Source organism: Glycomyces tritici, from assembly GCF_030403505.1.
Window position 1 is genome coordinate 195,758 of the sequence record NZ_JAUEMJ010000003.1, and the last position, 25,485, is coordinate 221,242.

The 25,485-nt window shown below is 68.3% G+C and carries 20 protein-coding genes and 1 pseudogene; 2 read left to right on the top strand and 19 right to left on the bottom strand.

From position 1 onward, the window contains the following. Window positions 1-45: 45 nt before the first annotated feature. From QWI33_RS11405 to QWI33_RS11445, 9 genes are all read right to left on the bottom strand, one after another. Complete coding sequence (locus QWI33_RS11405; protein ID WP_289957272.1) at window positions 46-1,770, bottom strand: LpqB family beta-propeller domain-containing protein; 1,725 nt, start codon at window positions 1,768-1,770, stop codon at window positions 46-48. Continuing rightward, a complete protein-coding gene (gene mtrB / locus QWI33_RS11410) occupies window positions 1,754-3,382 on the bottom strand; it encodes an MtrAB system histidine kinase MtrB (protein ID WP_289957273.1) in 1,629 nt (542 codons plus the stop codon). The genes QWI33_RS11405 and mtrB overlap by 17 nt, the downstream gene beginning before the upstream one ends. Further along, window positions 3,382-4,071, bottom strand: a complete 690-nt coding sequence (gene mtrA, locus QWI33_RS11415) for an MtrAB system response regulator MtrA (RefSeq protein WP_030155693.1) — start codon at window positions 4,069-4,071, stop codon at window positions 3,382-3,384. Before mtrA ends, mtrB begins: the two co-directional genes overlap by 1 nt. 75 nt (window positions 4,072-4,146) lie before the next feature. Then, the gene (locus QWI33_RS11420; RefSeq protein WP_289957274.1) at window positions 4,147-5,523 is read right to left on the bottom strand and encodes an NAD(P)/FAD-dependent oxidoreductase; all 1,377 of its coding nucleotides are present in this window, start codon (window positions 5,521-5,523) and stop codon (window positions 4,147-4,149) included. Window positions 5,524-5,543: 20 nt separating this feature from the next. Continuing rightward, the gene (locus QWI33_RS11425; RefSeq protein ID WP_289957275.1) at window positions 5,544-6,158 is read right to left on the bottom strand and encodes a hypothetical protein; all 615 of its coding nucleotides are present in this window, start codon (window positions 6,156-6,158) and stop codon (window positions 5,544-5,546) included. A gap of 31 nt (window positions 6,159-6,189) precedes the next feature. After that, window positions 6,190-7,548 (bottom strand): DUF58 domain-containing protein, encoded by a 1,359-nt coding sequence (locus tag QWI33_RS11430; RefSeq protein WP_289957276.1) that lies wholly within the window; start codon window positions 7,546-7,548, stop codon window positions 6,190-6,192. Beyond that, a complete protein-coding gene (locus QWI33_RS11435) occupies window positions 7,545-8,540 on the bottom strand; it encodes an AAA family ATPase (protein ID WP_289957277.1) in 996 nt (331 codons plus the stop codon). Before QWI33_RS11435 ends, QWI33_RS11430 begins: the two co-directional genes overlap by 4 nt. Further along, on the bottom strand, window positions 8,540-9,049 hold the full coding sequence (locus tag QWI33_RS11440; RefSeq protein WP_289957278.1) for a hypothetical protein: 510 nt from the start codon (window positions 9,047-9,049) through the stop codon (window positions 8,540-8,542). The genes QWI33_RS11435 and QWI33_RS11440 overlap by 1 nt, the downstream gene beginning before the upstream one ends. Beyond that, entirely contained in the window at window positions 9,046-9,768 is a 723-nt protein-coding gene (locus tag QWI33_RS11445) for a DUF4129 domain-containing protein (protein WP_289957279.1), read from the bottom strand. Before QWI33_RS11445 ends, QWI33_RS11440 begins: the two co-directional genes overlap by 4 nt. A 222-nt stretch (window positions 9,769-9,990) precedes the next feature. Here QWI33_RS11445 and QWI33_RS11450 point away from each other — a divergent pair, with 222 nt between their 5' ends. Then, window positions 9,991-11,208, top strand: a complete 1,218-nt coding sequence (locus QWI33_RS11450) for a Fic family protein (protein ID WP_289957280.1) — start codon at window positions 9,991-9,993, stop codon at window positions 11,206-11,208. Here the strand turns inward: QWI33_RS11450 and QWI33_RS11455 are convergent. The 8 genes from QWI33_RS11455 to pruA form a co-directional block, all read right to left on the bottom strand. Further along, window positions 11,205-11,633: a protein-tyrosine phosphatase family protein gene (locus QWI33_RS11455; protein ID WP_289957281.1), complete on the bottom strand. Its 429-nt coding sequence runs from the start codon at window positions 11,631-11,633 to the stop codon at window positions 11,205-11,207. The genes QWI33_RS11450 and QWI33_RS11455 overlap by 4 nt on opposite strands. Before the next feature lie 231 nt (window positions 11,634-11,864). Beyond that, complete coding sequence (locus QWI33_RS11460) at window positions 11,865-13,124, bottom strand: MFS transporter (RefSeq protein WP_289957282.1); 1,260 nt, start codon at window positions 13,122-13,124, stop codon at window positions 11,865-11,867. 56 nt (window positions 13,125-13,180) lie between these two features. Then, on the bottom strand, window positions 13,181-15,694 hold the full coding sequence (locus QWI33_RS11465) for a CHAT domain-containing protein (protein ID WP_289957283.1): 2,514 nt from the start codon (window positions 15,692-15,694) through the stop codon (window positions 13,181-13,183). Between the two features lie 10 nt (window positions 15,695-15,704). Further along, window positions 15,705-16,241, bottom strand: a complete 537-nt coding sequence (locus tag QWI33_RS11470; RefSeq protein ID WP_289957284.1) for a hypothetical protein — start codon at window positions 16,239-16,241, stop codon at window positions 15,705-15,707. After that, a complete protein-coding gene (locus QWI33_RS11475) occupies window positions 16,225-16,842 on the bottom strand; it encodes an RNA polymerase sigma factor (RefSeq protein ID WP_289957285.1) in 618 nt (205 codons plus the stop codon). The genes QWI33_RS11470 and QWI33_RS11475 overlap by 17 nt, the downstream gene beginning before the upstream one ends. Window positions 16,843-16,851: 9 nt before the next feature. Next, window positions 16,852-18,393, bottom strand: a complete 1,542-nt coding sequence (locus QWI33_RS11480; RefSeq protein ID WP_289957286.1) for a S8 family peptidase — start codon at window positions 18,391-18,393, stop codon at window positions 16,852-16,854. 335 nt (window positions 18,394-18,728) lie between these two features. Next, a complete protein-coding gene (locus QWI33_RS11485) occupies window positions 18,729-19,112 on the bottom strand; it encodes a DUF397 domain-containing protein (protein ID WP_289957287.1) in 384 nt (127 codons plus the stop codon). A 160-nt stretch (window positions 19,113-19,272) separates the two neighbouring features. After that, window positions 19,273-20,898, bottom strand: coding sequence for an L-glutamate gamma-semialdehyde dehydrogenase (gene pruA / locus QWI33_RS11490; RefSeq protein WP_289957288.1), 1,626 nt, complete (start codon window positions 20,896-20,898; stop codon window positions 19,273-19,275). A gap of 201 nt (window positions 20,899-21,099) precedes the next feature. On the opposite strand from pruA, the gene QWI33_RS11495 reads away from it, so the two are divergent. Then, window positions 21,100-22,023, top strand: a complete 924-nt coding sequence (locus QWI33_RS11495; RefSeq protein ID WP_289957289.1) for a hypothetical protein — start codon at window positions 21,100-21,102, stop codon at window positions 22,021-22,023. 47 nt (window positions 22,024-22,070) lie between these two features. Here the strand turns inward: QWI33_RS11495 and QWI33_RS29580 are convergent. Further along, window positions 22,071-22,487 (bottom strand): annotated as a pseudogene (locus tag QWI33_RS29580) (DUF6912 family protein); the annotation flags it as partial. Window positions 22,488-22,491: 4 nt separating this feature from the next. After that, window positions 22,492-25,392: a preprotein translocase subunit SecA gene (secA, locus tag QWI33_RS11505; RefSeq protein WP_289957291.1), complete on the bottom strand. Its 2,901-nt coding sequence runs from the start codon at window positions 25,390-25,392 to the stop codon at window positions 22,492-22,494. Window positions 25,393-25,485: the final 93 nt, after the last annotated feature.

Sequence of the window (25,485 nt, forward strand, 5' to 3'; positions counted from 1 at the left end):
TGAGCTGCAAGGGCCCGGAGCATCCGCTCCGGGCCTTTCGCGTCGCTACAGGATCGACAGCACCGTGAACGGGGCGGTGCCGCCGACCGGCTGGTCGCCGTTCCTGATCTCGTCCGGGCCGCTCGTGTAGACGCGCCACAGGGTCGAGTTCGCCACGATGATCACCGGCTCGCCGCGGTCGGAGTTCTCCCGCGTCGGTTCGGCCGGGTTCGCCGCGATCTGCGTGATCGGCAGGAACGTGCCCGTCCCCTCCTGCGGCACGGTCCGCGAGTTGTCGATCGCGACCCGGAACAGCTGCTCGTCCTCGCGCTCGCCCGCCACCCACAGGTAGTTCTCGGAGCTCCAGGCCACGTCGGCCACGTTCTCGATGTCCGGGCCGATCCGGCGCGGCGTGCCCACGGTCAGGTTCTGGTCCGCGTCCAGGCCCAGCGGGGCCACCCAGGCGAAACCGCCCTCGACGTAGGCCAGGCGCCGCCCGTCCGCCGCGAGCGCCATCGCGGTCACGTCCTCCCCCACGCCCAGCGGCTGCGTGGCGCCGGTGGACGGGGTGACCAGGGTCGGCACGCCGTCGTCGATCACGAGCAGGGTGCCCTCCTCGAGCCACTGCGGGTCGGCGAGGCTCCCGGTGAGACCGGCGACCTCGCGGACCGTCGACGTGTTCGCGCCGGTCTGCAGGACGTCGCCGCCCGAGCCGGCCACGATCGCCGCGACGCTCCCCGTGGGGCCCACCGCGACCTGCCGGAGGCCTTCGGCCTGGTAGCCGACCCACGGGTGCTCGTTGGAGTGCTGCGTGACCCGCCGATCGGCCGAGTACTCCCACACCGTGCCGTCGGCGATGAAGTACGCGGTCTCAGGGAGGTCCTGCGGGATGGCGTTCCAGTTCCGCCACTTGGCGGCATCGCCCTCGACGCGCACGTCGCCGTCCGTCGTCAGGGTGAACTCGCCGCTGAGGCCGAGGGTCCACACGATCTGCGCGGCAATGGCCTCGGCGGTCTCGTCGTCGATGGTCTCGCTCGGCGAGAGGTCGACCTCGGCGCCGTCCGGGCTGATCTTGCCGACGGTGTCGGTCGGGATCGCGTTGCGCGCCGACACGCTCGCGAAGTCGCCGGGGCGCTGGAAGAGCCACGCGAAGAGCAGCCGCTGGCGGGTCTCGGCGTCGAGCTCCCGGTAGATCCAGCGCAGGTCGGGGACGAGCAGGTCGGCGGGCCCGGCCTGGAAGTACATGGGCGCCTGCTCGTACGCACTCGTGAAGTGGTCGTAGTCGAGGGCGACCTGCACCGGCAGCGTGTTCATCTTCCAGACATCGGAGACGTCCTCGCGCTGGAGGGTGAAGGTCTCGTCGTACTCGCCCGGACTCGAGTTCATGCGGACCGAGCCGTCCTCGAGGTAGTTGCCGACGACCGAGCCGGTCACCTGCACCATCACCGCGTGGATGTCGCTCGTGTCGCTCACGGTCACATCGATACCGGCGACGAGCCGGATGCCCTCGGAAGGCTCGGAGAACTGCGAGTCGCCGCTCACCGTGAAGCTGTTGAGCTGGTCGTTGCGGCTGTCGGGATCGCCCGAGGCGGCCTTCAGGAAGTTCTCGACCGTCTCTTCAGCGACCGTGGTCGGCTTGTAGACCGTCGGGTTGGCGCCCGCGGACGAGTCGAAGTCGGTGGGGGCGTCGCTCACGACCTCGGGCGCCTTGTCCGTCGGGATGCCGCAAGCGGTCAGCGCCCAGGCGGCGCCGAGGGCGGCCGCGGCGGCGAGGCTAGTCCTGCGTCGCATGCGGGGCCTCCTTCTTCTGCTCGAACCGCAGCGGGATCGGCGAGTTGATGACCCGGTTCCCCGACTGCAGCGGGAGGGTGAGCACGAACAGCGTGCCCTCCCCGGGAGCGCCGGCGGCCTGGAGCGTGCCGGAGTGCAGCTTCGCGTCCTCCAGGCTGATGGCCAGGCCCAGTCCGGTCCCGCCGGTCTTGCGGTTGCGGGAGGGGTCGGCGCGCCAGAACCGGTCGAAGACGCGGTCGGCGTGGCCGGGCTTGAGGCCCACGCCGTGGTCGCGCACGGCCACGGCCACGGCTGTCTCGCTCTCGGCGATGGTGATCTCGACGGGCCGGCCCTCGGCGTGCTCGATCGCGTTCGAGACGAGGTTGCGCAGGATGCGGTGCACGCGGCGCTGGTCGACCTCGGCGATGACACGGCGCGAGGGCTTGTCGATCGTGATCGCCACACCGCACTCGTCCGCGAGCCGCGACAGGCCCTCGACGACGTCCTCGGCGATGCGGCCGACGTCCACGGCCTCCACTTCGAGCGAGGCGAACCCGGAGTCGAAGCGGGAGATCTCCAGCAGCTCCTGGAGGAGGTCCTCGAAGCGGTCGATCTCGTGCTGGAGGAGTTCGGTGGAGCGCTTGGTGAGCGGGTCGAACTCGTCGCGGTTGTCGTACAGCAGGTCGGCGGCCATGCGGATGGTCGCGAGCGGGGTGCGCAGCTCGTGCGAGACGTCGGAGGTGAAGCGCCGCTGCATCATCGACATCTCCTCGAGCCTGCGGATCTGGTTCTGCAGGTTCTCGGCCATGAGGTTGAAGGACCCTGCCAGGCGCGCCAGGTCGTCGGAGCCGCGCACCTCCATGCGCTCGTGCAGGAGCCCGGCGGCGAGCCGCTGCGAAGTGCGGGCGGCCTCGCGCACCGGGGTGACGACGAGGCGGGTGACGAGCGCGGCGATCACGCCGAGGAGCAGGACCAGCGCGACCCCGGCGAGGGCCAGGTTGGTGCGCAGCAGGCCGATGGCGTCCTGCTGGGACTCGAGCGGGTAGAACGCGTAGATCTCGTACTCGATGTTCAGGTCGATGAACGAGCCGACGACGAGGTAGGGCTGCGGCCCGTCGCCCTCGATGTCGAACTCGGTGTACTGGGTCGCGACCTTGCCGCCGGCGACGGTCTCCATGAGTTCGGCGCTCGGCTCGGCGCTGCCCGAGACCGGGTGGGTCTTGGCGACTTCGCCGTCGGCGGTGCGCAGCATGATGTACGGCGCGTAGACCGGGTCCTCGGCGAGTTCGTTCACGATCCGCTGCATGGTCGCCGGCAGCGCCGTGTCGGACGCGGTGGAGAAGGTGCCCAGCTGCTCGGCGGCGCGCTCGGCGGCGTTCTCGGTCTCCTCGACGGCCGTGTCCTGGCGTTCGTCGAGGAGCCCCGAGGTCACCGATCCGGCCACGACGAAGCTGAAGATGAGGACGAGGATCGTGGAGGCGATCAGGGTGGACGAGACCACGCGCAGCTGGAGCGAGGCGCGGAAGCGGTCGACCAGCGGCCGCGAGACGCGGCCCGCGTAGCGGGCGGCCCCTTGGGCGAGGCGCCGCAGCCATGCCGGACTCTCGCGAGTCCGGCCCTGATCGCGCGTCATTAACCCAATCCGGCTTTGTACCCGACGCCGCGCACGGTCTGGATGAGCTGGGGGCGCTCGGGGTCGGGTTCGATCTTCGCGCGCAGGCGCTGCACGTGGACGTTCACCAGGCGGGTGTCGGCCGAATGCCGGTAGCCCCAGACCTGCTCCAGGAGGACCTGGCGGGTGAAGACCTGGCGGGGCTTGCGGGCGAGCGCCACGAGCAGGTCGAACTCGAGCGGCGTCAGCTTGACCTCGGCGCCGTTGAGGGTGACCTGGTGGGCGGGCACGTCGATCTGGACCTGGAGGCCGGGCTTGCCGATCTCGAGGCGCTCAGGGGTGACGTCGTCGCCGCGGCGCAGGCGGGCCCTTATGCGGGCCACCAGCTCCTTGGGCTTGAAGGGCTTCACTATGTAGTCGTCGGCGCCCGATTCGAGACCGAGGACGATGTCCACGGTGTCCGACTTCGCGGTCAGCATCACGATCGGCACGCCCGACTCGCCGCGGATCGCCTTCGCGACGTCGATGCCGCTCATGCCCGGGAGCATGAGGTCGAGCAGGACGATGTCGGGGCGGTGCTCCTTGAACGCGGCGAGGGCCTTCTCGCCGTCGGTGACGAACGTGGGGGTGAAGCCTTCGGTCCGGAGGATGATGCCGAGCATCTCCGCCAGGGCCGGATCGTCGTCGACGACGAGTACACGTGCTCTCATGGACACCAGTTTTCCACCTCGCTAAAGGCTGAAGCACCACGGGTCTGTTTACCCGTGGTGCTCCAACTGTAACGACTAACCGACGGACTTGGCGGCCCGTGCGGGGTCGGTGCCTGCGGCGATGGCCTCGAACGGCTCGCGGCCGGCCTGGATTTCACCGAGTTGGACCATTTCGCGCTTCGTGAAGAAGCCGACGATCCAGTCCGCGAGGACGCGGCCCTTGCGGCCGGTCCCGGGCACGCGCGACAGGTGGTAGCCGCGGTGCATGAGCCAGGCGAGCAGGCCCTTGGCCTTGAAGCCGTAGGTGTTGGCGACGCCCTTGTACAGGCCGAGGCCGGCGACCGAGCCGATGTACTTGTGCTCGTACGGCTTGAGTTCGCGGCCGACGTGCTTGAAGTACACGTTGTCGGCGAGGATGCGGGCCTGGCGGACGGCGTGCTGCGCCGAAGGCGTGCACCAGTCCATCGGGAAGTCCGAGGTGTCGGGCACCTGCGTGGAGTCGCCGGCGCCCCAGGCGCCGTCGACGACCTCGCCGATGGTGTGCTGGCCGGCCTCGACGCCGGTGGCGACCTGGAGCCGCGTGTTGCACTCGAGGTGGCCGCGCGGGCCGATCGGCAGGTCCGACTTCTTCAACATCGGGTGCGGCATGACGCCGGCGGTCCAGATGATGGTGTCGGTGTCGAACTCCTCGCCGTCGGTGAGGATGACGTGGCCGTCGATGCACGACTTGAGGGTCGTGCCGAGCCGGATGTCGACGCCGCGCTTGGTGAGCTCGCGGGCCGCGTAGGCGCCCATCTCAGGGCCGACCTCGGGGAGGATCTTGTTCGCGTACTCGACGAGGTACCACTTGATCTCGTCGGCGTCGAGCATCGGGTAGTTCTTCACGATGTTCGCCGTGAGGTCCTCGAGCTCGCCGAGGGTCTCCGCGCCGGCGAAGCCGCCGCCGACGGTCACGAACGTGAGGGCCTTGCGGCGCACGTCCGGGTCCTCGGTGGTGGCGGCGATGTCGAAGCGCTGGAGCACGTGGTTGCGCAGCCAGATGGCCTCGCCCATCGACTTGATGCCGATGGCGACGTCGGCCAGGCCCGGAATGGGAAGCGGGCGGGTGACGGAGCCGGGGGCGACGATGACCTCGTCGTACTCGACCTCGCGGGTGGGTCCGACGAACGGCTGCACGACGAGCTTGCGCTCGGCGTGGTTGATCTCGGTGACCGCACCGGTGAGGATGGTGCAGAGCTTGAGGGCCTGTCGGAGCGGCACAACACCGTGACGCGGGGAGATGGAGCCAGCGGCCGCCTCGGGCAGGAACGGCTGGTAGGTCATGTGCTGGTTGGGGTCGATGACCATCAGTTCCACTTGACCGCGCTTGATGTCGCTCTTCAAGAGCTTGCTCAAGCGTTCGGCAACGTAAAAACCGACGTGACCGGCACCTATCACGACAATACGTTTCACGGGTTCAATTCTGTCCTTGCTCAGGGGTTCTTGTGTAGCGAACGCGCGAGGACGTAGATCACTGTTACCGCTGCCACGATCCCGGCCGCAATGACGAGACCGGCGGCGAGACCGGTGAAATACGCGGTGAACAGGGCCAGGGTACCGGCCACGGCCACTGTCGACGCCAGGACGAGTCCCAGGTGGCGGGCCCAGGTGAGGATGATCTCACCGTCCATTGCGGTAGTTGTTCGGAAGCGCTGGGTGACGGCGGCAGTGGCGTGGGCCGTATACAGCAGGCAGGCGAGGGCGGTGGCCGTCCACAATGAAGTGTGGTCGTCGTTCAGGGCGCCGCTGATGAGCCATGAGGCGAGCACGAACAAGATGGCGAGGGTCGGCGCGATGCCGCCCGGCATCAAGGCCGCGACCAGGGCGAAGAGCGCGGCGGCGCCCACATAGAAGGGCGTGGCGGCCCACTCGAGCGGGACGGCGACCTCAGCGGCGATGAACAGCGGCAGCGCGATGGCGAACCGCAGCAGGACCCCGGCGGGCGCGACCCGGCGGGCCCAGGAGACGCTGCCGGCCCGGCCGGCCTTGTATCGCTCGCGGGCGCCTTCGGCGAGGGCCTTGGCCAGGCTGCGGCGGGTGTCGCTCATCGGTGGCTCGCAGGCTTCGTCAAGAGGGGGCTCATCGGTAGCGCCTCCGGTTCAGTTCGGCGAGCACGTTGTCCAGCGACGCCGAACCCTGCCAGGGCTCGACGGCGACGCCGAGGTCGCGCAGCTCCATCACGGTGTTGGCCCGCGAGAGCCGCCACAGCCGCTCCGCGTACGGCGTCCAATGTGTCCGGTCGGGCGGGGAGACGTGCGGCGGGAGCGTGTCGACGCAGAGCACGGGCCGCCCGGCGCGGGCGATCGCGGCGATCAGGGCCAGCGAGCGGTCCGTGAGCAGCGGCGTGAACACCACGTTCAGACTGCGCTGCCCGGCGAGCTGGCGGCGCAGCATCTCGGGCGAGGGCGGCAGCGGATCGGCCGGCATGTCGACCGAGGCGAGCCAGCGGAGCGTCGCGGCCGCATGGCGGCGCCCGGCTCCGGCCCGCATCCGGCGCCCGCGCGCGCCGAACTCGACGCAGGCCACCCGGTCGCCCTGGAGCGCGTAGTGGGAGGCCACGGCACCCGCGGCGCGCACGGTGAGGTCCGCGATCGAGGCCGCGCCGTCGAGACCGCCGGAGATCCCGGCCTCGACCTGGAGGTCGAGGATGAGGGTCACGTCGGTGTCGCGTTCGGACAGTGTGGCGTTGACGTACAGGTCCTGGGTGCGCATCGAGGTGCGCCAGTCGATGCGGCGCAGGCGGTCGCCCGGCTGGTAGAGGCGGACCTCGGCGAGCTCGCCGGAGTCGCCGCCGCGCCGGGAGCGGTGCACGCCCGTCACGCCGTCCGCGAACGGCAGGGACTCGGCCGAGTCGAACCAGTCCGGGACCGGCAGGACCCACACGGTCGCGCCGTGCAGGCGCTGCACCGTGGTCTCGAGCAGGCCGCCGCACGCGATCGAGCGCACGTGGATCGGCCCGAGGTGGTGGCCGCCCCAGCGGCGGGCCCGCCCGGCCACGACCATCTCGCGGCCGGCGGCGGGAGCGAGGCGCTCGGCGAAGTCGCCCTTGCCGGTGTGCAGGTCGATCCAGGGATCGGCGGCCGCGGTGACCAGCGTCGTGATCGGGACCGGCTCGGGGTTGACCACGGTGAGGCTCGCGGCTGCGGTCGCGCCTTCAGCGGTGGTCGCGTCGTCCAGGGGCATCAGCCGGGCCTCGGGCGCGCGGGTGGGCCGGTGCTGGAGCAGCATCGCGGTGCCGATGGCGAAGGGCGCGCCGATGAGCACCAGGTCGACCCGGCCGAACGCCACCGAGACGAGCAGGCAGACCGCGACGAGCGCGACCGCGCGCGTCAAGGCAGGCGTGCGGCGCCACGTGACCGGCGGCTCGGACTGCGCCCGGCTGACAGGCCGCGCGCCGTCAGTGCGCAGGCCGAGGACGGGATCGCCTATCGCCGTCATTGCTGGGCTGAATAGGTGGGGGCCTGGGCGGTCTGGGGCGCCTCGACGCCGAGGCAGATGTCGGCGACCACGGACGCCGGGTCGATGCGGCGCATCCAGAGCTCGGGCTTGAGGGTGATGCGGTGGGCGAGGGCCGCGCCCGCGACGCCCTTGACGTCGTCAGGGGTCACGAAGTCGCGCCCGGCCAGGACCGCCAGCGCGCGGGAGGCCAGCAGCAGCGCGAGCGACCCGCGGGGCGAGGCGCCGACCTGGACCTGGGCGTGGCCGCGGGTGGCGGTGGTGATGGCGACCATGTAGCGGCCCACGGAGTCCTCGACGGTGACGTGCTCGAGGGCCCGCTGCATGCCCACGAGGGTCGGGGCGTCGATGACGGGTGCGAGGTCGACGGCCTCCACGCGACGGGAGATGCGGCGCTGCAGGACCTCCCACTCCTCGTCGGGCGTGGGGTAGCCGAAGGAGACGCGCAGCAGGAAGCGGTCGAGCTGCGCTTCGGGGAGCTGGTAGGTGCCCTCGAACTCGACCGGGTTGGAGGTGGCGAGCACGGTGAACGGCTCGGGCAGCAGGTGCGTCTCGCCCTCGACCGAGACCTGGCGCTCCTGCATCGCTTCGAGCAGCGCGGACTGGGTCTTCGGGGGCGTCCGGTTGATCTCGTCGGCGAGCAGGAGGTTGGTGTGGACCGGTCCCTTGCGGTAGACGAACTCGCCGCTCTTCTGGTTGTAGAGGAGGGAGCCGGTGACGTCGGCGGGCAGCAGGTCGGGGGTGAACTGGAGCCGCCGGAAGTCGAGCCCGAGGCTCTGGGCGAAGCAGCGCGCGGTGAGCGTCTTGCCGAGGCCGGGAAGGTCTTCGAGGAGGATGTGGCCTCCGGCGAGGATGCCGGCGAGGACCAGTTTCAGCGGCTCCTCCTTGCCGACGATGACCGACTGGACGGACTTGAGGACCGCGCTCGCATGGTCGGCGACCTGGTCGAGGCTGATGTTCGGGGTGTCTGCCATTAGATCTCCTCGATGGCTTGCAGGTGTTCGCCGAGCTGCCGAGGGGTCGGGCAGTCGGGCGCGGGTCGGGTCAGGAACAGGAAGGTGCGCTCGCCGAGCAGTTCCCGGCACTCGTCGGGCCGTTCGGTGAGCGAGAGGCCGCGGCGGAGCCGGAGGCGTTCGGAGGCGACCTCGACGAGCTGCTGCTTCGCGTTCGTGCCTTCGAAGCGGCCCGGTTTGGCCTCGGCGAAGATGAGCCGGTCCTCCCAGCGGTTGACCTCGGTGAAGGGGCGCCAGCTGGGTTCGTTCACGCTCGTGGTGGCGAGCGGCGGGGCGGGCTGGTTGTCGGCGCGCATGCCGTTCACGACGGAGTTGGCGAGCAGTGCGGCGAGGGAGAGCAGCACGAGCTGCCAGATCGCGAAGTCGACGCCGCTGACGCGCGCGGCGCCCCAGAAGACGACGGCCAGCGCGACGGCGCCGACGGCGGGCCACAGTCTGAGGCGCCCGAAGGGGGCGAGGAACTCCTTCATCGGCTCACCCGGAGGCCGAGCTGGGCCTGGAGCGCGATGAGCGCGTCGCGGGCCTGGTCGCGGTCGGCTTCGACGACCTGGTGCGGCGAGTAGCGGGCGCGGAGGTAGGCCTCGGAGAGGCGGCGAAGCGCGGCGCCGTCGAGTTCGTGGCGGACCAGGAGCTTGCGGACGAGGTCGGAGGGGGTGTCGGAGGGTTCGCGTTCGATCCCGACGGCTTCGGAGGCCCGCTCGAAGTGCAGCCAGCAGGCCATGATGGCGGCGCGGGGGTCGTCGCCGAGGTCCATTTCGGCGAGGGCGGCGTTGACGGCTTCCTCGACGAGGTCGAAGTCCCGGTGCAGGTACTCGGGTTCAGGGTCGGCGATGCCGCTGCTGGGCGGTGCGTCGGTGAGCCAGTCGATGAGCTTGCGCGTCAGGAACAGCAGCACGAAGAAGAGCGGGATGCCGACGAGGATGGCGAGGACGACCCAGGAGACCCAGGGCGGCAGCGCATACGATTCGCGGGGCTCGCCCTCCTCCATCGCGGTGGGCAGCTCTTGCGTCTGCAGTCGGTCCGGCGGGGGCGCGTCCTGCCCGCCGGTCGCGGACGGGATCTCGGCCTCGTCCCATTGCAGCCCGGCCCCCTGCGCGGCGAGCCCGACGACCAGGAGGGCGGCGACCACCACGAGCACGGGCAGCCAGCGCCTGAGCGCGGTTCGCCGCTGCGTTTGGGGTTGCGCCATACGGGACCTCAAGGGGTGCTCGTCTTCCGGAGTTACGCGGACCACCCTATGCCAACCATGCTGCAACCGCCTACCACCCATATCCCACCGGCTTCTCGACTCTGGTGGAGATCCTCCGCAGCACCTCAACTCCCAAGGCTGAGAGTTGAGATATCCGAGGGCTCGCCAATCCGAGTTGAGATGTTCCGCAACATCTCAACTCTCAGGCCTAAGATTTGAGATGTGGAACTGGACGTCTTCTCGCAAAGTCCGACCGGGCATCTGACACCGATCGCAGGCACGGACAGGCGAACCGGCCGCCCCTTCCGGCACATGGCATACATCCCCCGACCGCTCGACTCAGCGGTCAACCTGCAGCAAGCCACCTGGCAAGCGGTGGCGCGAGCGAATCTGGCACTCGGCCGCCTCGACCAGGCCTCGTTGCAAGTCCCCAACCCGGCCCTCTTGCGCAGGCCCACCCTTCGACGAGAAGCACAGAGCACCTCAGCGCTCGAGGGCACCTTCGCCCCGCTGGAACGAGTCCTCTCCGAGGTCGACGAAGCCGATGAAACGGGGCCCATGGGAACGGCGCTGGTGGAAGTTCTCAACTACGTCTACGCCGCGGAGCACGCCTTCGAGCAGATCGAGGACGGGCACGCGATCACCGTCAGCTTGCTGGAGGAAGCGCAGCGGTTGCTGGTGCTCGGAACGGCATCCGAGCGGAGAGATCCAGGGCGTCTTCGAACTGTCCAGGTCGCCATCGCCAACGGCGACGCTTCCATCGAATCAGCCCGGTTCATCCCGATGCCGCCAGGCATCGAACTGCGCGCTGCTGTCCAGGACCTGATGGACTGGGTCCAGGACGGCACTGAGCGCGACCCTGTGATCTCGGCTGCCATGGCCCACTATCAATTCGAGACGCTGCACCCCTTCTCGGACGGCAACGGGCGCATCGGCCGCATGCTCATCGTCCTGCAGCTCATCACCGATCGTGCGCTGCAGCAACCGCTGCTCAGCGTCTCGCCCTGGTTCGAAGCCAATCGCGATGAATACCTGGAAGGCCTCTACAACGTTTCCGCGAAAGGCGAATGGGATCAATGGATCCGATTCTTCAGTTCCGGGCTGGAAGCCGCGGCCGAGGACACGCGCTTCCGCGTGGAGGATCTCCTCGAACTTCAGGGGGCCTTTCTGGATCAGGTCCAAACGCAGCTCCCACGAAGCGGACTGGCTCGTGACATCGCCGGAAGCTTGATCGGGTATCCGTGTTTCACGGTCCCCTCGCTGTCAAAGCGACTCAACAAGGCAACCCCGCAGGGCGTTGCCAATGCGGTCAATCAGCTCGTCGAAATAGGACTGCTCGAGAAACTGACCGGCAAGTATCGCCACCAATACCAGGCGTCCGCCGTCATGGAGGTGCTCACACGGACAGGCGATTGGGAGCTCCGTAGCGGCCGCCGCTAACGGAAGCGGACGACGAAGCGGCGCTGCCAGGGGGTTTCGACGGCCTTCGGGGCGTATTCGGCGCGCACGTAGGCGACCGCTTCGGCGGCGGGGACGCCGTCGAGGACGGCTAGGCAGGCGAGGGCGGTGCCGGTGCGGCCGTGGCCGCCGTGGCAGGCGAATTCGACGCGTTCGGTCTCGGCGCGGGCCCAGGCGGCGTGGAGGGCGGTGGCGAAGGCCGCCTTGTCGCTGGGGAGGCGGAAGTCGGGCCAGCGGATCCACTCGGACTCCCAGGCGACGGCCGGCGGTTCCTTGCCGAGGAGGTAGAGCGCGAAGTCCGGCGTCGGGCCGTCCGGCAGTGGCTTGGCGAGTCCGCGGCCGCGGACGAGTCGGCCGGACGGCAGGCGCATGACGCCGGGGGCGGCGGGGTCCCAGGTTTCCTTCATGCACCGGAATCTACTGCGTGCCAACGACTCGGGCATCGACCGAAATGGGGGGCACGCGTATGGGTTCACGACGTGGAGTCTGGGCGACCAGGAGCCGCCGGGACTACACCGTCGAGAGCGGCCGTCGCATAGGCGCAGACCGCGATCTCGGAGCAGTTTCCCCTCGGCGTGGACGTACGCACAGCACCGCCACCGCTGGCCAATTGCACGAGGAGTTTGCGGCGGCATCGCTCAGGACGCCAGCGCGTCTTCCTCAGGGATCTCGCGGAGCGTCCGCAGCGGCGTGCGCAGCAGCGGCAGGAATCCGGCGAAGAGCATCGCGGCCGCGATCAGGAGTGCGGTCCGGGCGCTGAACAGGTCGCCGGTGAAGCCGCCGACGATCGAACCGACCGCGAGACCCGACCAGCAGATCACGCGCTGCGTCGCGCCGACGCGGCCCTGCATGTCGTCCGGGGTGACCGCCTGCCGGTAGCTGATGACGTTCACGTTGAACACGACGATCGCCGCTACGAACACCACCTGCCCGACGAACGCCACCGCCGCACCCCAACCCGGACCGGAAGCGGCCACGATCGCCATTCCAGGGCCCGAAAGCGCCAGCGCCGCAATCGCAGTAGGGCCGACGCCGGCCTTCTTCGAGATCCGGCCGACCAGCATCGCCCCGAGCACGCCGCCGACACCGGAGCCGGCGAGGACGAACCCGGCGACCTCGCTCGACTGGCCCGCCTCGCGGATGAGGAACACCATGAGCATGGCCTGGAACGCCCCGACCGACAGGTTGCACCAGGCGCTCACGAGCACGATGCCCCGCAAGGTCTTGTCACCGAAGATGAACTTGACGCCTTGGACGATCTCGACGCCGAGGTGCGGCTTCTCGGGTTTCTCCGGTTCCTCTTCGCGGTACTTGATGCGGGCCACGGAGAACGCCGACACCGCGAACGACGCCACCGCCACGATGACCGCGACCGGAGCGGTGAGCAGCGAGACCAGCGGCCCGGCGGCCAGTGGTCCGCCGGTGTCGGAGGCCGACCTGATCCCTTGAATACGCGAGTTGCCGCTGGCGAGGCTCTTGTTGTCGATCAGCCTCGGCACGTAGCTCGCCTGCCCGATATCGAAGAACACCGAGGTCAGGCCGAGCAGGAACATCGCCGCGAACATATGCCACACGGTCAGCGCGTCGAGCGCCCACGCGACGGGGACGCTCAGCATCACCACGCCGCGGAGGATCTCGCTCACGACGATGATCGGCTTGTCCCGCAACCGGTCCACCCAGACGCCGACGAGCAAGCCGAACATGACCAGTGCGATCTGGTCCATCGCGTACAGGACACCGATCTGCGACTCGCTGAGGTCCAGCACGACGACCGCGATGATCGAGATCGAGAAGTACGCGACCTGCAGGCCGATCTGGCTGGCCCCGACCGAAGTGAAGATTCGTCGGTAGTCGGGTTTGCGGAACATCGAAACGGGCTTGGACGGGGCTTCGGTCATCGGGGTGGACCTTCTCGAGAGGTGGCGGGGAAGGTGGCGGGCGGGTGAGGTGAGGGCTAGGCGCCGAACGCGACGAAGGGATGCCAGGGGCGGTGCTCCCCCACGGCCGCAAGGGCTTCGGCCGGGGTCGCGCCCGCGGCGCAGTGCTGGTGGTACTCGATCATCATCTCGGCGGCCATGTCGTCCGGGACGCGGCCCAGGCTGGACACCACCGTGGAGGTGCCGGCGTGCAGGAGCGCCGCAGTGAAGCCCAGTGTCTCGTTCCCGACCGCGACGGTGGAGCGGCCGAGGTCGCAGGAGGAGAGGACCACGTGGCTGGGCGGCTGGTCGAGGCCGAGGAGCTCATAGGCGTTGAGCGGCCCGAGACCGAAGTCCAGGCGGGAGAACAGGACGTTGTCAGGCTCGTGATGCCCGTGCGCCGCAATGTGAGCCACGGAGGCGCCGTCGAGCGCCTTCAAAACCATCTCAGGGTCCGACTGATCGGCGGTGATCAGGTTCGCGCCCGGGTATAGCCCTGCGATCGTTTCAATCTCACCACTGGCCTGGGACAGCGCCGGGCCGGCCGCTACCAGGGCCGGGCCGGTGGCGCTGGTTCGGTGCACCGCCCGCCACCAGGCCTCGGCCGACGGCGAGACGGTCACCGGACGACCGCGCAGCTGCGGCAGCAGGGGCCAGGGCACCCATGCGAGTCGGCTGTGCGGAACGATGACTACTTGACGGTCTCCCACGTAATCGGCGATCGGCTCCCAGATGCCCTTGGCAAGGGCCTCAGCGTTGCGGCGCAGCGACCCCTCGACGCTCGCCTGCAAACGGGGAGGGAGCCGGAAAGGCTTGCCCAGGGCATCGAGGTCTGCGCCGAGACGCCGTTCGAGCTCAGCGGCCTCCTCGAGCGGCATGAGGCGAACGTGCCGGAGTCCATTGCCGCCCGCAAGAATCGCTCGTACGTCCCCTCCGACCTCGTAGAGGCTGACCACGACGGTGTCGCGAGCCTCGGCCAACTCCTGAATGTCCTCGGTCGCAACGCGCGCGGCCTGCCGTCTCGGGCCGGGCTTGGTGAAGTCGAACTGCCGAATGGTCTCTTCGAGCCGACTCACCCGGGCCGCCGCCTCTGCAGCGTCCTCGCCCTCCACCTGGACATTCCAGAGGTCCTGTCGCGCTTGGCGAAGACGCCCGAGCACCTCACGAGATTCAGGATTCGAGGAAGCCTTCACCGGAGGTATGCGCAGCGCCTGGGCGCGGCAGCGTTCTGCCCACCAGAACATCTCTGCGGGCTCACTGGTTTCGGTGGTATAGATCAAGCCCTTACTGGCCAGCGCTATTCCGAGCGCGGAGACGCCCGCCTGAAACTCGACCGAGCCGAATGCCATGCGGTACTCATCGAGAAGGTCGAGCCCTCTTCGCAATTCGGGCATGGGATCGAGGTTGCGTGCGATGGCAAGTTCGGCCTTTGCGAGGTGCCGTGCGAGGCTTTCGGCCAACGCATCGTAGCCCGGACCGTCTCGCCCCTCTTGCAGTGCCGATTCGATGCCTTCCAGTTCACCGGCCCGGATTCTGGCACGCGCAGCCAGGATTCTGGCTTGGCTGAGGCGAAGTGCCCATCCCCTCTGCTCCAACGCATCGCACAAGCGCGACACCTTGTCGGCAAAGTCCGAACCCACTTGGCCTGAGTCGAACCGACCTTGGAGGATGAGCAGTCGGGCCAGAAAGGCCATCGGTTCGTTGCCCTGCTCGTACAGGGACTCCATCGCCTGATGGGCCCATCGCTCGGCCAGCCCGAACTGATTGTCCTCGTATGCGGCGACCGCCCGCCAGAATTCTCCGATCGCGGCGGTTCGGTGCTCACCGGCAGAACGGTGCGATTCGATCGATTCGGTCCACCGGTCTATCGCCTGCTGATACATGCCGACCGACAACATCGCCTCGGCGTAGGAGAAGTCGATCAGCGTTTCGAGTTCGGGGGCGTGCTTGCGGTACAGCTCCCGAACATCGTCAAGGCTGAGCAGTGCTTTCGCGACCTCGCCGAGATCGAGCCGCAGAAGCGCTTCCATGTGGATCGCCTTGGCCCGGTTCACCGGGACGTCGATATCGCGGTAGAGCTGCACCGCCCGTTGGATGTTCTCCAGGCCTCTCCGGAGTTCTCCGCGATCACGGCACAATGACGCGCGGTTGATGAAGAGCGCCGCGTAGATGTTCTCGGGCCCGTGTTCCGCCAGATACGGTTCGGCCTCATCGAACCATCGCATGGCGTCTCCGAGCCGACCACTCGCCCATAGGATGAAGGCCCGCTGGTGCATCAGCATCCCCAGGTCTTCGGCGGTCACGAACTCGTCCGCGTAGTCGAGCAGTCGCAACCCTTCGGCGGTGTTCCCCTGGGTGGCCGTATTCGCTGATCGGATCAGCAGCGTCTTGGTTATCAGCCGGGCGCGTGCCGTTCCGGCGGCAGGGGGTCGCTCGGGATTCCACCCGAGCAGCGAAAGGGCTTCATCAAGCATCTCTCCGGCCTCGCTGATGCGGCCGCGCCGATGCAGGCGTTGACCACGCGAGAACGCCCGCCAAGCGTGTTGAAGCATTCTTCACATGCTACAGCTGAACGGCGGGTGTCACGACCACCGCAGGCAGGCCTTCTCGTTGCAGTGCTTCATGCGGCCTGATCACAAGTTGGAACAACTGTCCTTCGGGGAGACCTTCGAGAACGAACCGACCTGATTCATCCGTGGAAGCCCGTTTCGATCCATCGGTACTCCTGAGCTCGACCTCATAGATCCCTTCCGGACCTATCCACCCGTCGAGCCGCCGTTCCTTCAACGCCGAAGGCCGTGGCGTGACCATCACCGTGACCGACTCGCAGTCGAAGGTGACCGTCGCCGGATCTCCTTGGCCGACGGCCAACTCCGCATCGCCCCGCGTCAGTACCAGCTCGCTCGAGCGCGATACCCGTGCGACACGGGCGTCGAGTTCGGCTTCGAGTTCGAGTACGAACTGAACCCGGGCATTGAGATCGCTGGGAATCGGATCGTCACGATGATGCAGCTCGTTGATCACCGAGAGAATCCGCTCGTCGCAGGAGTCCAGTGACTCGAATTCACCTTGACTTTCAGATTCAGGCCCCATGTTCATCCCGCCCCTCACTTCCACTCCAGGACGGATCCTCTAGGAGCGTCCTTCTCAGTTTGTCCAAGCACCGACCCCTGGTGGGTCCGATGCTCCCCCTTTTCATCCCCAGTGCCTCGGCGATGACGTCGTAGTCGGGCCGTGAAACCGTCGCCACGAAGGCGAGCAGTCGCCGGCACCGCTCAGGTTGGGCGAGGAAGGCACGGCGCACGGCCTCTCGTTCGACAGCTCGGACGAGCACGTCCTCGACGCCGTCGATGGCCGCTTCTTCGCGGATGTCGATCGGGTCGGCGACCACTTCGCGCCGCATGTGACCGATCTGCTTCCAAGCCTCGCGGCTGACCGTGGTGAGCAGCCACTTGGTCAGCGCGCGAGGTTGTTCCAGCTCTTTCTCGATGTGCCATAGTCGAAGCCAGGCCGTCTGTACGACGTCCGAGGCGCTCTCCCGATCGAGGCCCGTGCGCCGGGCCGCTCTCCAGAGGAGCTCGTTGAGCTCTTCGACGAGCGCATGCTGCGAGGTGCGGTCGCCGGCGCGCGCAGCCAGGTAGAGCTGCGCGCGCCGGTCGTAATCCACGGCCGCCATCGAGTGAGCCGAAGTCGCGTTCATGACTTCAGGCTAGCGGCTCTTCAGACGCTTCAACGCTTCGTGTGCACGCGCTGACGCCTGAATGGCATCGTCCACCTCGGTCACGCCCAGATCAGTGATCGCGTTCAGCAGGAACGCCGCGGCTAGCGGCGCGGCGAATGAAGTGCCGCTCCAGACCGCGAAACCAGACGAGAAGTCGTCGGGGTCGTGGCTTTCGCGATGACGGTTCAAGATCGAGGACTTCGCCCGGCGGTCGGGCATTCGCGAACCCTTCGCCTCGCACGGGTACGTGCTCACCAGCCCGGCCCCGGTGGCGTAGCACGAGACCCAAGGGCCTTCGTTCGAGAACATGGCGATGTGGCGGTTGGGGTTCAGCGCCCCGACGCTCAGGACCGGCGCGGCGTTTTCGACCTGTGAATGCGCGGCGAAGGCAGCAGGGTAGAACGGTCGGTCCGACGACTGGTTCCCCGCAGCGGCGACCACCGGAATGCCCAGTCCGGCCAGACGGTGCACCGCCTCGCCGATCCACCCCCCGGGTTGGTCGTCCGGACTCTCGTCGACGTACCCCATGGCGAGCACCACCATGTCGACTCCGAACGCCTCGGAGTCACCTCGGCGGACCGCCTCCACCTGGTCGGCGACATGGTGCAGCGCCGCGATGACCTCGTGTTCATAGGCGAGTCCATCGTTATGGACCACTCGGAGCGAGTAGAGCTGGACATCCGGCGAAATCTGGCGGAGCAGGCCCGCCATGAACGTGCCGTGCCCGTAGTGACTGGCGACCTCACCGATCAGGGTCGGTTCGTGGACCGGACCTTCCCACGGGTCGTCGAGCGGGGCAGCGGGAGAATCGGAGTGTTCGCCGAGCTTCGCCTGGAAGGCGTGGTCGACCACCACGAAGGTGTCCTCGTCCTCGGTTCGGTCGGACACGTCGAAAGCGGGGTGCCGGTTCGGGACACCGGTGTCGAGTACGGCAACTCGCAAACGGCGGTCGAGCTGTTTGCGGCTGGGCATCGGGTTGACCATGTCAACCGGAATGCGACCGAGCCCGAACGCTCGGGAATCGGCGACGGGCGGCTCACCGCCGCTCACGCCCGGGTTGCCTTTGGAGCAAATCATCAGGTGCTCCAGGCGAACCTTGTCAAGGATCTCGCCGGACAGACTGGTCTCGTCGTTCATGGTGCGCAGTCGCTGCAGCAGCGACCAAGCGTCAACCGCAGCCTGGTCGCCGTGGTTGCTCAGCACGGGAACGCGGTACGAACCCTGTCCCGGGACGATCGAACGCGCAGCCTGGCTTTCCATGAGCATTCCGGTCGGGCGGATCGCCTTCTCCAGCTGCTCGCGGGTCTCGGAGTCGTGAATGACCGACTCGTCGACCAGCAACCGGTCGTACCGGTAGATCGTGCCGACCGGGGCCGACTGCCCAGCCGTGCGCATCACTTGACCAGGGGCCAGGACGCGGCCGCCGTGTCGGTCCAGAGTGGAGTACGAAAGCTCGGGCACGCCGCTCATGTGGTCGCGGCGGGGGTTGGGCTTCAGATGGGGTTCGTGATCGGCGAACACCAATCGCATGGGAGCTCCTCTGCTTTTCTCGGGGGTCTATGCGGTTGTCCGGTGAGGAGGGGGATCTCTTCGTGATCCATTCTCCTCGCCCATCGCCACGCGCAGGGTTCACGCATGGCGCCGATAGGTAGGGAGGCAGTCACGCCCGGAATGCCGCGAACACCACTGGCTGGGCGGGTATCACGTCATTCACCAGGGAAGAGACCTTCGAGTCCGTTCGGATACAAGAGCTTCCCGAGAAATTCAGGTTGGCACGTTCCGGCGATGCGGCAACAGGTCCGGGTACGCGGACGGCCGCGTCGGCGGTTTCCCGTCGGCGCGGCCGTGAGTCCTTGCGGGGCTTGCTAAGAGGCGGACTTCGCTTCGCCCGCGTCTGCGTTCGCATTCGCGTCGCCGCCGGTGCGGTCGTTCGCCGCTGAGCGATCGGCTCCAGCTCCGGCTCCGGCCTCATCCTCGTCGTCTTCGATGATCTCGACGATGGGCTCGTCGTCCCAGGTCTCGATGTCGAACTCGCCGTCGCGGACGCCCTCGACGAAGGCCTCCCACTCGGCCGGAGTGTAGATGAGCACGTCGCCTTCGGGATCCTCCGCCATGCGGAGGGCGACCAGTCCGTTGTCGGCGTAGCCGATCTCGAGCGCGGCGGGCGTGCCGTCCTCGTGGGTGGTGCGTTCCCAACGGGCGGTGGCAGTGTCGAACTCACCCTTGAGGGGATGCTCACGCTTCGTCATGGCCCCAGCATAAAAGGCGGTCGTGCGCGCTCGCACGGCCCCCGCGAGTCACAGCAGCGGAGCACACGGGGGCCCGGACCTCACGGTCCGGGCCCCCTCAGGTCGGGCGGTACCGCCGCGGATCAGGCGGCAGCGGCTGTGTCCACAGCCCGCTCGGGCGTCAGCCCTGGTGCGGGTAGCGGTACTCCGTGGGCGGCAGGAAGTTCTCCTTGATCGAACGCGGGCTGACCCAGCGGACGAGGTTCTGCCAGGAGCCGGCCTTGTCGTTGGTGCCCGAGCCGCGGGCGCCGCCGAAGGGCTGCTGGCCGACGACTGCGCCGGTGGGCTTGTCGTTGATGTAGTAGTTGCCGGCGGCGAAGCGCAGTTCTTCACTGGCGCGGGCGATCGCGGCCCGGTCGTTGGCGAAGACCGCGCCGGTGAGCGCGTACGGGGCGATGTCGGCGGCCTGGCGGACGACGGTGTCGAAGTCTGCGTCGTCGTAGACGTAGACGCCGTTGATCGGCCCGAAGTACTCGTCGGAGAACAGCTCGTGGGTCGGGTCGGTGGACTCGATGAGCGTGGGCTGCACGAAGTAGCCCTGCGAGTCGTCGGCGGAGCCGCCGGTGACCACGGTGGCCTTCGCATCGCCTTGCAGGCGTTCGAAGAGCGCGGTGTGCTTGGCGAAGGCGCGGTCGTCGATGACGGCGCCGCCGAAGTTCGCGAAGTCGGTGACGTCGCCGTAGGTGATGTCCTCGGTCATGCCCACGACCGCGTCGCGCAGGCCGTGCTTCCACAGGGACGCCGGCACGTAGGTGCGCGAGAGCGCCGAGCACTTCTGGCCCTGGTACTCGTAGGCGCCGCGGACCATCGCGACGGCGAGGGACTGGAGGTCGGCGCTCGGGTGGGCGACGATGAAGTCCTTGCCGCCGGTCTCGCCGACGAGCCGCGGGTAGGTGCGGTACCCGGCGATGTTCTGCCCCACCGTCTTCCACAGGTGCTGGAAGGTCTTGGTGGAGCCGGTGAAGTGGATGCCGCCGAGGTCGGGGTCCAGGAGCGCGGTCTCGCTGCTCGTGCCGACGCCGGTGACCATGTTGATCACGCCCGGCGGCAGGCCCGCCTCCAGGAGCACCTTCATGACGAAGTGCGCCGCGAACTGCTGGGTCGGCGAGGGCTTCCACACCACGGTGTTGCCCATGAGGGCCGGGGCGGTGGGCAGGTTGCCGGCGATGGCGGTGAAGTTGAACGGGGTGATGGCGAGGACGAACCCGTCGAGCGGCCGGTGGTCGGTGCGGTTCCACAGGCCCTTGGAGGAGTTCGGCTGCTGCCGGTAGATGCCTTCGGCGAAGCTGACGTTGAAGCGCAGGAAGTCGATGAGCTCGCACGCGGCGTCGATCTCGGCCTGCACGGCGGTCTTGGACTGGCCGAGCATGGTGGCGCCGTTGAGGACGTCGCGGTACGGGCCGGCGATGAGTTCGGCGGCGCGCAGGAAGATCGCGGCGCGGTCGGCGAAGTCGGTGCGGATCCAGTCGTGGCGGGCGGCCTTGGCGGCGGCGACCGCCGCGCCCCATTCGGCGGCGGTGGCCTCGCGGGTGGTGCCGAGGACGTGGGCGCGGTTGTGGGGCTGGACGACCTTGATCTCGGCGCCGGTACCGCGGCGCCATTCGCCGGAGATGTTGAGGTCGAGGTCGAGTTCGGTGCCGGCGAGTTCGGCGAGCGCCTTCTGGAGGCTTTCGCGCTCAGGAGTGCCCGGTGCGTACGAATTGACCGGTTCATTCTCCGGAGTGGGAACCGTAAACAAGGCGTCCATCGCGCTCTCCCGTCGAATCGATGGCTACTGCGGTGAGAAGTCTTTGATAACCAGGCTACAAGACTCTGCGCCCTGTCGCCATCCTCGCACAGTTCGAGGCCCGCGACCTGCTGCGATGCGAACAAACGCGCAGGTGTCCGCTCAGCCCACACTCGCGGCTCCGCACGGATGCCCCGAGAGCCCGGTCCGTACTCTGGGCTGGTGACTGAAACGCAGGAAGCACAGGCGCAGGAGCAGGAGACCGAGCAGCGAGCGGAGGCCCCGCCCGCGGTCCGGCCCGGGCGCGTCGCGCTCTGGGTGCTCGGCGCCGCCGCACTGCTCTCCGTGGCCGGCGTGCTCTTCTCCCTCTACCGGGTCACCGGCATGGCCGACGGCCTTGACCAGACCGGCGTCATCCTTCTGGCCCTCAGCCTGTTCAGCCCCATCATCGTCACCGTGTTCGCCGGAGCGGTCGCCGCACTCATCGCCCCGCGCCTGGTCAAAGGCCCGCAGAAGCTCACCGCGCTCATCGGAGCCCTCGTGGCCGGACTCGTCGCAGGCGCAGCGGCCTACGCGCTGTTCAGCGTCGACGCCTCGATCGCCCTGGCGATCGGCCTGACCCTGGTCGCCTCCGGACTCGTCGGCGGACTCATCGCCCTGTCGAAGCACGCCACCGCCATCGCCGCCGGACTCATCGCGACCCTCGTGCTGCTGGGGTTCATGTACGCGCGCGGCATCTTCGAGGCCGCCTCGTCCCGGAGCCTCTTCTCGGACCCGATCGACGAGTACAACGCCTTCAGCACCGCCGCCCCGTTCCTGGTCGGCCTCGCCTGCGGCATCTGCGCGTTCCTGTACCTGCGCGGGCGCAAAGCGAACGTGAAGCTCATCGGCCACCTGTTCGCCGGCGCCATCCCCGGCGCGATCTGGATGCTCTCGACCATCATCGCCCAGTTCGGCGTCGAATCGGTCCTGGCCGTCGGCGCGGACGAAGTGCACCCGCTCGACAGCGCCAACCTCGCACTGAGCTTCCAGTCCCAGTACAACGGGTCGATGACCGCGATGTTCGCCGGAGCGTTCTGCGCCGTGCTCGCCTTCGGCCTGCTACTGCCGAAGCGCCCTAAGGCCAAGCCCGCCAAGAGGTCCTGAAGCTCCTCCGGGGCGTACCAGTCGAGCACGTTCGACTCGATCAGCTCCAGGTCCGGCTCACCCGAGACGAGCTCCGCCGCGATCTGCACCGCCGCGACCGCGTCGTCGATGTGGATCGCCGCCACCTTCTCGAACTTCACGCCGCCATCGAGCCGAGCGGCGGTGCCCCCCGACTTGTCCTCGACCAGATCGGCCGGGACGTCAGCGGAGATCACCACCCGCCGCGGCGCCTGGTCGACCAGGAGCGCCACCGACGACAGCGCCGCATCGGCGAACGCCGTGTACTCCAGGTCCTCGACGTCGGCGTCCGGCGCCTCGCGCCTGAGCCACGCCGTCACCGTGTGCACATCGAGCACCGGCTTCACCTCGCCGTGAGCGGCGAGGTGCGCCAGCATCTCCACGTTCGCGGGCACGTAGACGCGCCTCGGCGCGCCCTTCGAACCGTGACCTGAGTTCTTCTGCATGCCCCTAGTTTGCAGCCCCGCCAGGGGCGCCGTGGCAGCGCTTGTACTTCTTGCCCGAACCGCACGGGCACGGCTCGTTCGGCCCGACCTTCTCGGACTGGCGCTGCTGCGGGTTCGCCTGCTTCGCCGGAGGCGCGGTCGACGCCTTGCGCGGACCGGCCGAACGGGCCGACTTCGGCGCGACCTTCGCCGCGCCCTTCGAACCCGCCCCAGGCGTGCGCTTCACGGCCCGCTTCTGGCCCGGGACCGGCTTCGGCGGGCGCTTGAACACCGCGCCGTCCTCGGTCGTGGTCTGCTGCTCGACACCGCTCGCGGTGTCCATCGACGGCGCCGACTGCGTCAGCATCTCCGGCTTCTTCAGCGGCTCCAGGCCCCTGATCTGCGCCTCGGGCTCAGCGGAGGACCCCTCGGTCTTCTGCTTCAGCTCGGCGTTCATGAGGAACCGGACCGACTCCTCCTTGATGCCGTCGAGCATCGTCTGGAACATGTCGAAGGCCTCGCGCTGGTACTCGATCACCGGGTCGCGCTGCGCGTACGCCCGCAGGCTGATGCCCTGCTTGAGGTAGTCCACCTCGTACAGGTGCTCGCGCCACTTCCGGTCGATCGTCTGCAGCAGGACCCGGCGCTCCAGCTTGCGCAGGATCTCCTCGCCGAACTCCTCCTCGCGCGAGGCGTACACCTCGTGCGCGTCCTCCTTCACGGCGGCCAGCAGCGTCTCGGCGTCGAGCTCGGAGAGCCCGCCGGCCTTCTTCACCAGGTCCTTGTGCGCGATCTGGATCGGGTAGAGCTGCTTGAACGCGCTCCACAGCTCGTCCAGGTCCCAGTCCTCCGCGTACCCGTCGCTCGTCGCCCCCGCGACGTACGCCTCGAGCGTGTCGTCGATGAAGTGCCCGATCTGCTCCGACACGTCCTCGCCGTTGAGCACCTTGCGACGCTCGTCGTAGATGACCGTGCGCTGGCGGTTCATGACCTCGTCGTACTTGAGGACGTTCTTGCGGATCTCGCCGTTGTGGCCCTCGATCTGCGACTGCGCCGACTCGATCTGGCGCGACACCATCTTGGAGATGATCGGCACGTCGTCGGGGACGCGCAGCCGGTTCATCATGGCGCGCACCGCATCCGCGTTGAACCGCTTCATCAGGTCGTCGGAGAGCGAGAGGTAGAACCGCGACTCGCCCGGGTCGCCCTGGCGCCCGGCGCGACCGCGCAGCTGGTTGTCGATTCGCCGCGACTCGTGGCGCTCGGTGCCCAGCACGTACAGGCCGCCCGCGTCCTTCACTTCCTCGGCCTCGGCCTTGGTGGTCTCCTCGAACTTCTCGAGGGCCTCCTCCCAAGCCGCCGCGTAGGTCTCCTCGTCGGCCTCGTCGATGCCGCGCGCGCGCAGGTCGGCGGCGGCCAGGTACTCGGGGTTGCCGCCGAGCATGATGTCCGTACCGCGGCCGGCCATGTTCGTGGCCACGGTGACCGCGCCGCGCTGACCCGCCTGGGCGATGATGTCCGCTTCCTTGGCGTGGTTCTTCGCGTTCAGCACGTGGTGCGGGATGCCGCGCTTCTTCAGGAGGAGCCCGAGCATCTCCGACTTCTCGACCGAGGTGGTGCCCACGAGGATCGGCTGGCCGGTCTCGTGGCGCTCGGCGATGTCGTCCACGACCGCCTGGAACTTGGCTTCCTCGGTCTTGTAGATGACGTCGGACTGGTCGTTGCGGATCATCGGCTTGTTCGTGGGGATCGGGATGACGCCCATGCCGTAGACGTTGTTGAACTCGGCGGCCTCGGTCTGCGCGGTACCGGTGATGCCGCCGATCTTGTCGTACATGCGGAAGTAGTTCTGGAGGGTGGTGGTGGCGAACGTCTGGTTCTCCTGCTTGATGTCCACCTTCTCCTTGGCCTCGATGGCCTGGTGGATGCCCTCGTTGAAGCGCCGGCCCGGCAGCACGCGGCCGGTGAACTCGTCGACGATGAGGACTTCCTTGTCCTCGGAGACGATGTACTCGCGGTTGCGCTCGAACAGCTCGTGGGCCTTGATCGCGTTGTTGAGGTAGCCGACCAGCGGGGTGTTCACCGAGTCGTAGAGGTTCTCGATGCCCAGGCGGTCCTCGACCCGGGCCACGCCCGACTCGGTGATCGCGATCGTGCGCTTGCCCTCGTCGACCTCGTAGTGCTCGTCGCGCTTCATGGAGCGCACGATCTCCGCGAACTCCTTGTACCAGCGCGGCGTGTGGTCCGCGGGGCCGGAGATGATGATCGGGGTGCGGGCCTCGTCGACCAGGATCGAGTCGACTTCGTCGACGAGCGCGAAGTGGTGGCCGCGCTGCACGAGGGTGTCCGCCGAGCTGGTCATGTTGTCGCGCAGGTAGTCGAACGCCAGCTCGTTGTTCGTCGAGTACGTGATGTCGCAGTTGTAGGCCTCGCGGTGCTTCTCCGCGCCCTCGCCCGGGAGCACGACGCCCACGGTGAGGCCGAGGAAGCGGTGGATCTCGCCCATCCACTCGGCGTCGCGTCGGACCAGGTAGTCGTTGACCGTGACCTGGTGCACGCCCTTGCCGGTGAGGCCGTTGAGGTAGACCGGGAGCGTGGACACGAGGGTCTTGCCCTCACCGGTCTTCATCTCGGCGATGTTGCCCTGGTGCAGCGCGGCGCCGCCCATGAGCTGCACGTGGTAGTGCCGCATCCCGCGGACCCGCTTGGCGGCCTCGCGCACCGTGGCGAACGCCTCCGGCAGCAGGTCGTCAGTGGTCTCGCCGTCTTTCAGGCGCTCCTTGTACTCGTCGGTGAGCGCGCGGAGCTCCGCGTCGGTCATCGACTCGTACTCGTCCTCCAAGGAGTCGATCGCATCGGCGATCGCGTTGAGTCGCTTGAGCGCACGGCCCTCGCCGGCTCGCAGTACCTTCTCGAACAACGACACGGAAGATCAGCTCCCACAGCAACGTCTCGGCCAAATCGGGTGGATTTCCCGGTCAATAGTACGCCCAGTCGGCGGCTGGTCCCGACGGCCGCC

Excerpts from the sequence above, each read along its gene's own strand:
- QWI33_RS11425 (WP_289957275.1), bottom strand. The coding sequence starts at position 6,158 with ATGAGCGACACCCGCCGCAGCCTGGCCAAGGCCCTCGCCGAAGGCGCC.
- QWI33_RS11475 (WP_289957285.1), bottom strand. The coding sequence starts at position 16,842 with ATGAACGCGACTTCGGCTCACTCGATGGCGGCCGTGGATTACGACCGG.
- QWI33_RS11485 (WP_289957287.1), bottom strand. The coding sequence starts at position 19,112 with ATGACGAAGCGTGAGCATCCCCTCAAGGGTGAGTTCGACACTGCCACC.
- QWI33_RS11430 (WP_289957276.1), bottom strand. The coding sequence starts at position 7,548 with ATGACGGCGATAGGCGATCCCGTCCTCGGCCTGCGCACTGACGGCGCG.
- mtrA (WP_030155693.1), bottom strand. The coding sequence starts at position 4,071 with ATGAGAGCACGTGTACTCGTCGTCGACGACGATCCGGCCCTGGCGGAG.
- pruA (WP_289957288.1), bottom strand. The coding sequence starts at position 20,898 with ATGGACGCCTTGTTTACGGTTCCCACTCCGGAGAATGAACCGGTCAAT.
- QWI33_RS11440 (WP_289957278.1), bottom strand. The coding sequence starts at position 9,049 with ATGAAGGAGTTCCTCGCCCCCTTCGGGCGCCTCAGACTGTGGCCCGCC.
- QWI33_RS11460 (WP_289957282.1), bottom strand. The coding sequence starts at position 13,124 with ATGACCGAAGCCCCGTCCAAGCCCGTTTCGATGTTCCGCAAACCCGAC.
- QWI33_RS11465 (WP_289957283.1), bottom strand. The coding sequence starts at position 15,694 with ATGCTTCAACACGCTTGGCGGGCGTTCTCGCGTGGTCAACGCCTGCAT.
- QWI33_RS11480 (WP_289957286.1), bottom strand. The coding sequence starts at position 18,393 with ATGCGATTGGTGTTCGCCGATCACGAACCCCATCTGAAGCCCAACCCC.
- mtrB (WP_289957273.1), bottom strand. The coding sequence starts at position 3,382 with ATGACGCGCGATCAGGGCCGGACTCGCGAGAGTCCGGCATGGCTGCGG.
- QWI33_RS11470 (WP_289957284.1), bottom strand. The coding sequence starts at position 16,241 with ATGAACATGGGGCCTGAATCTGAAAGTCAAGGTGAATTCGAGTCACTG.
- QWI33_RS11445 (WP_289957279.1), bottom strand. The coding sequence starts at position 9,768 with ATGGCGCAACCCCAAACGCAGCGGCGAACCGCGCTCAGGCGCTGGCTG.
- QWI33_RS11405 (WP_289957272.1), bottom strand. The coding sequence starts at position 1,770 with ATGCGACGCAGGACTAGCCTCGCCGCCGCGGCCGCCCTCGGCGCCGCC.
- QWI33_RS11455 (WP_289957281.1), bottom strand. The coding sequence starts at position 11,633 with ATGAAGGAAACCTGGGACCCCGCCGCCCCCGGCGTCATGCGCCTGCCG.
- QWI33_RS11435 (WP_289957277.1), bottom strand. The coding sequence starts at position 8,540 with ATGGCAGACACCCCGAACATCAGCCTCGACCAGGTCGCCGACCATGCG.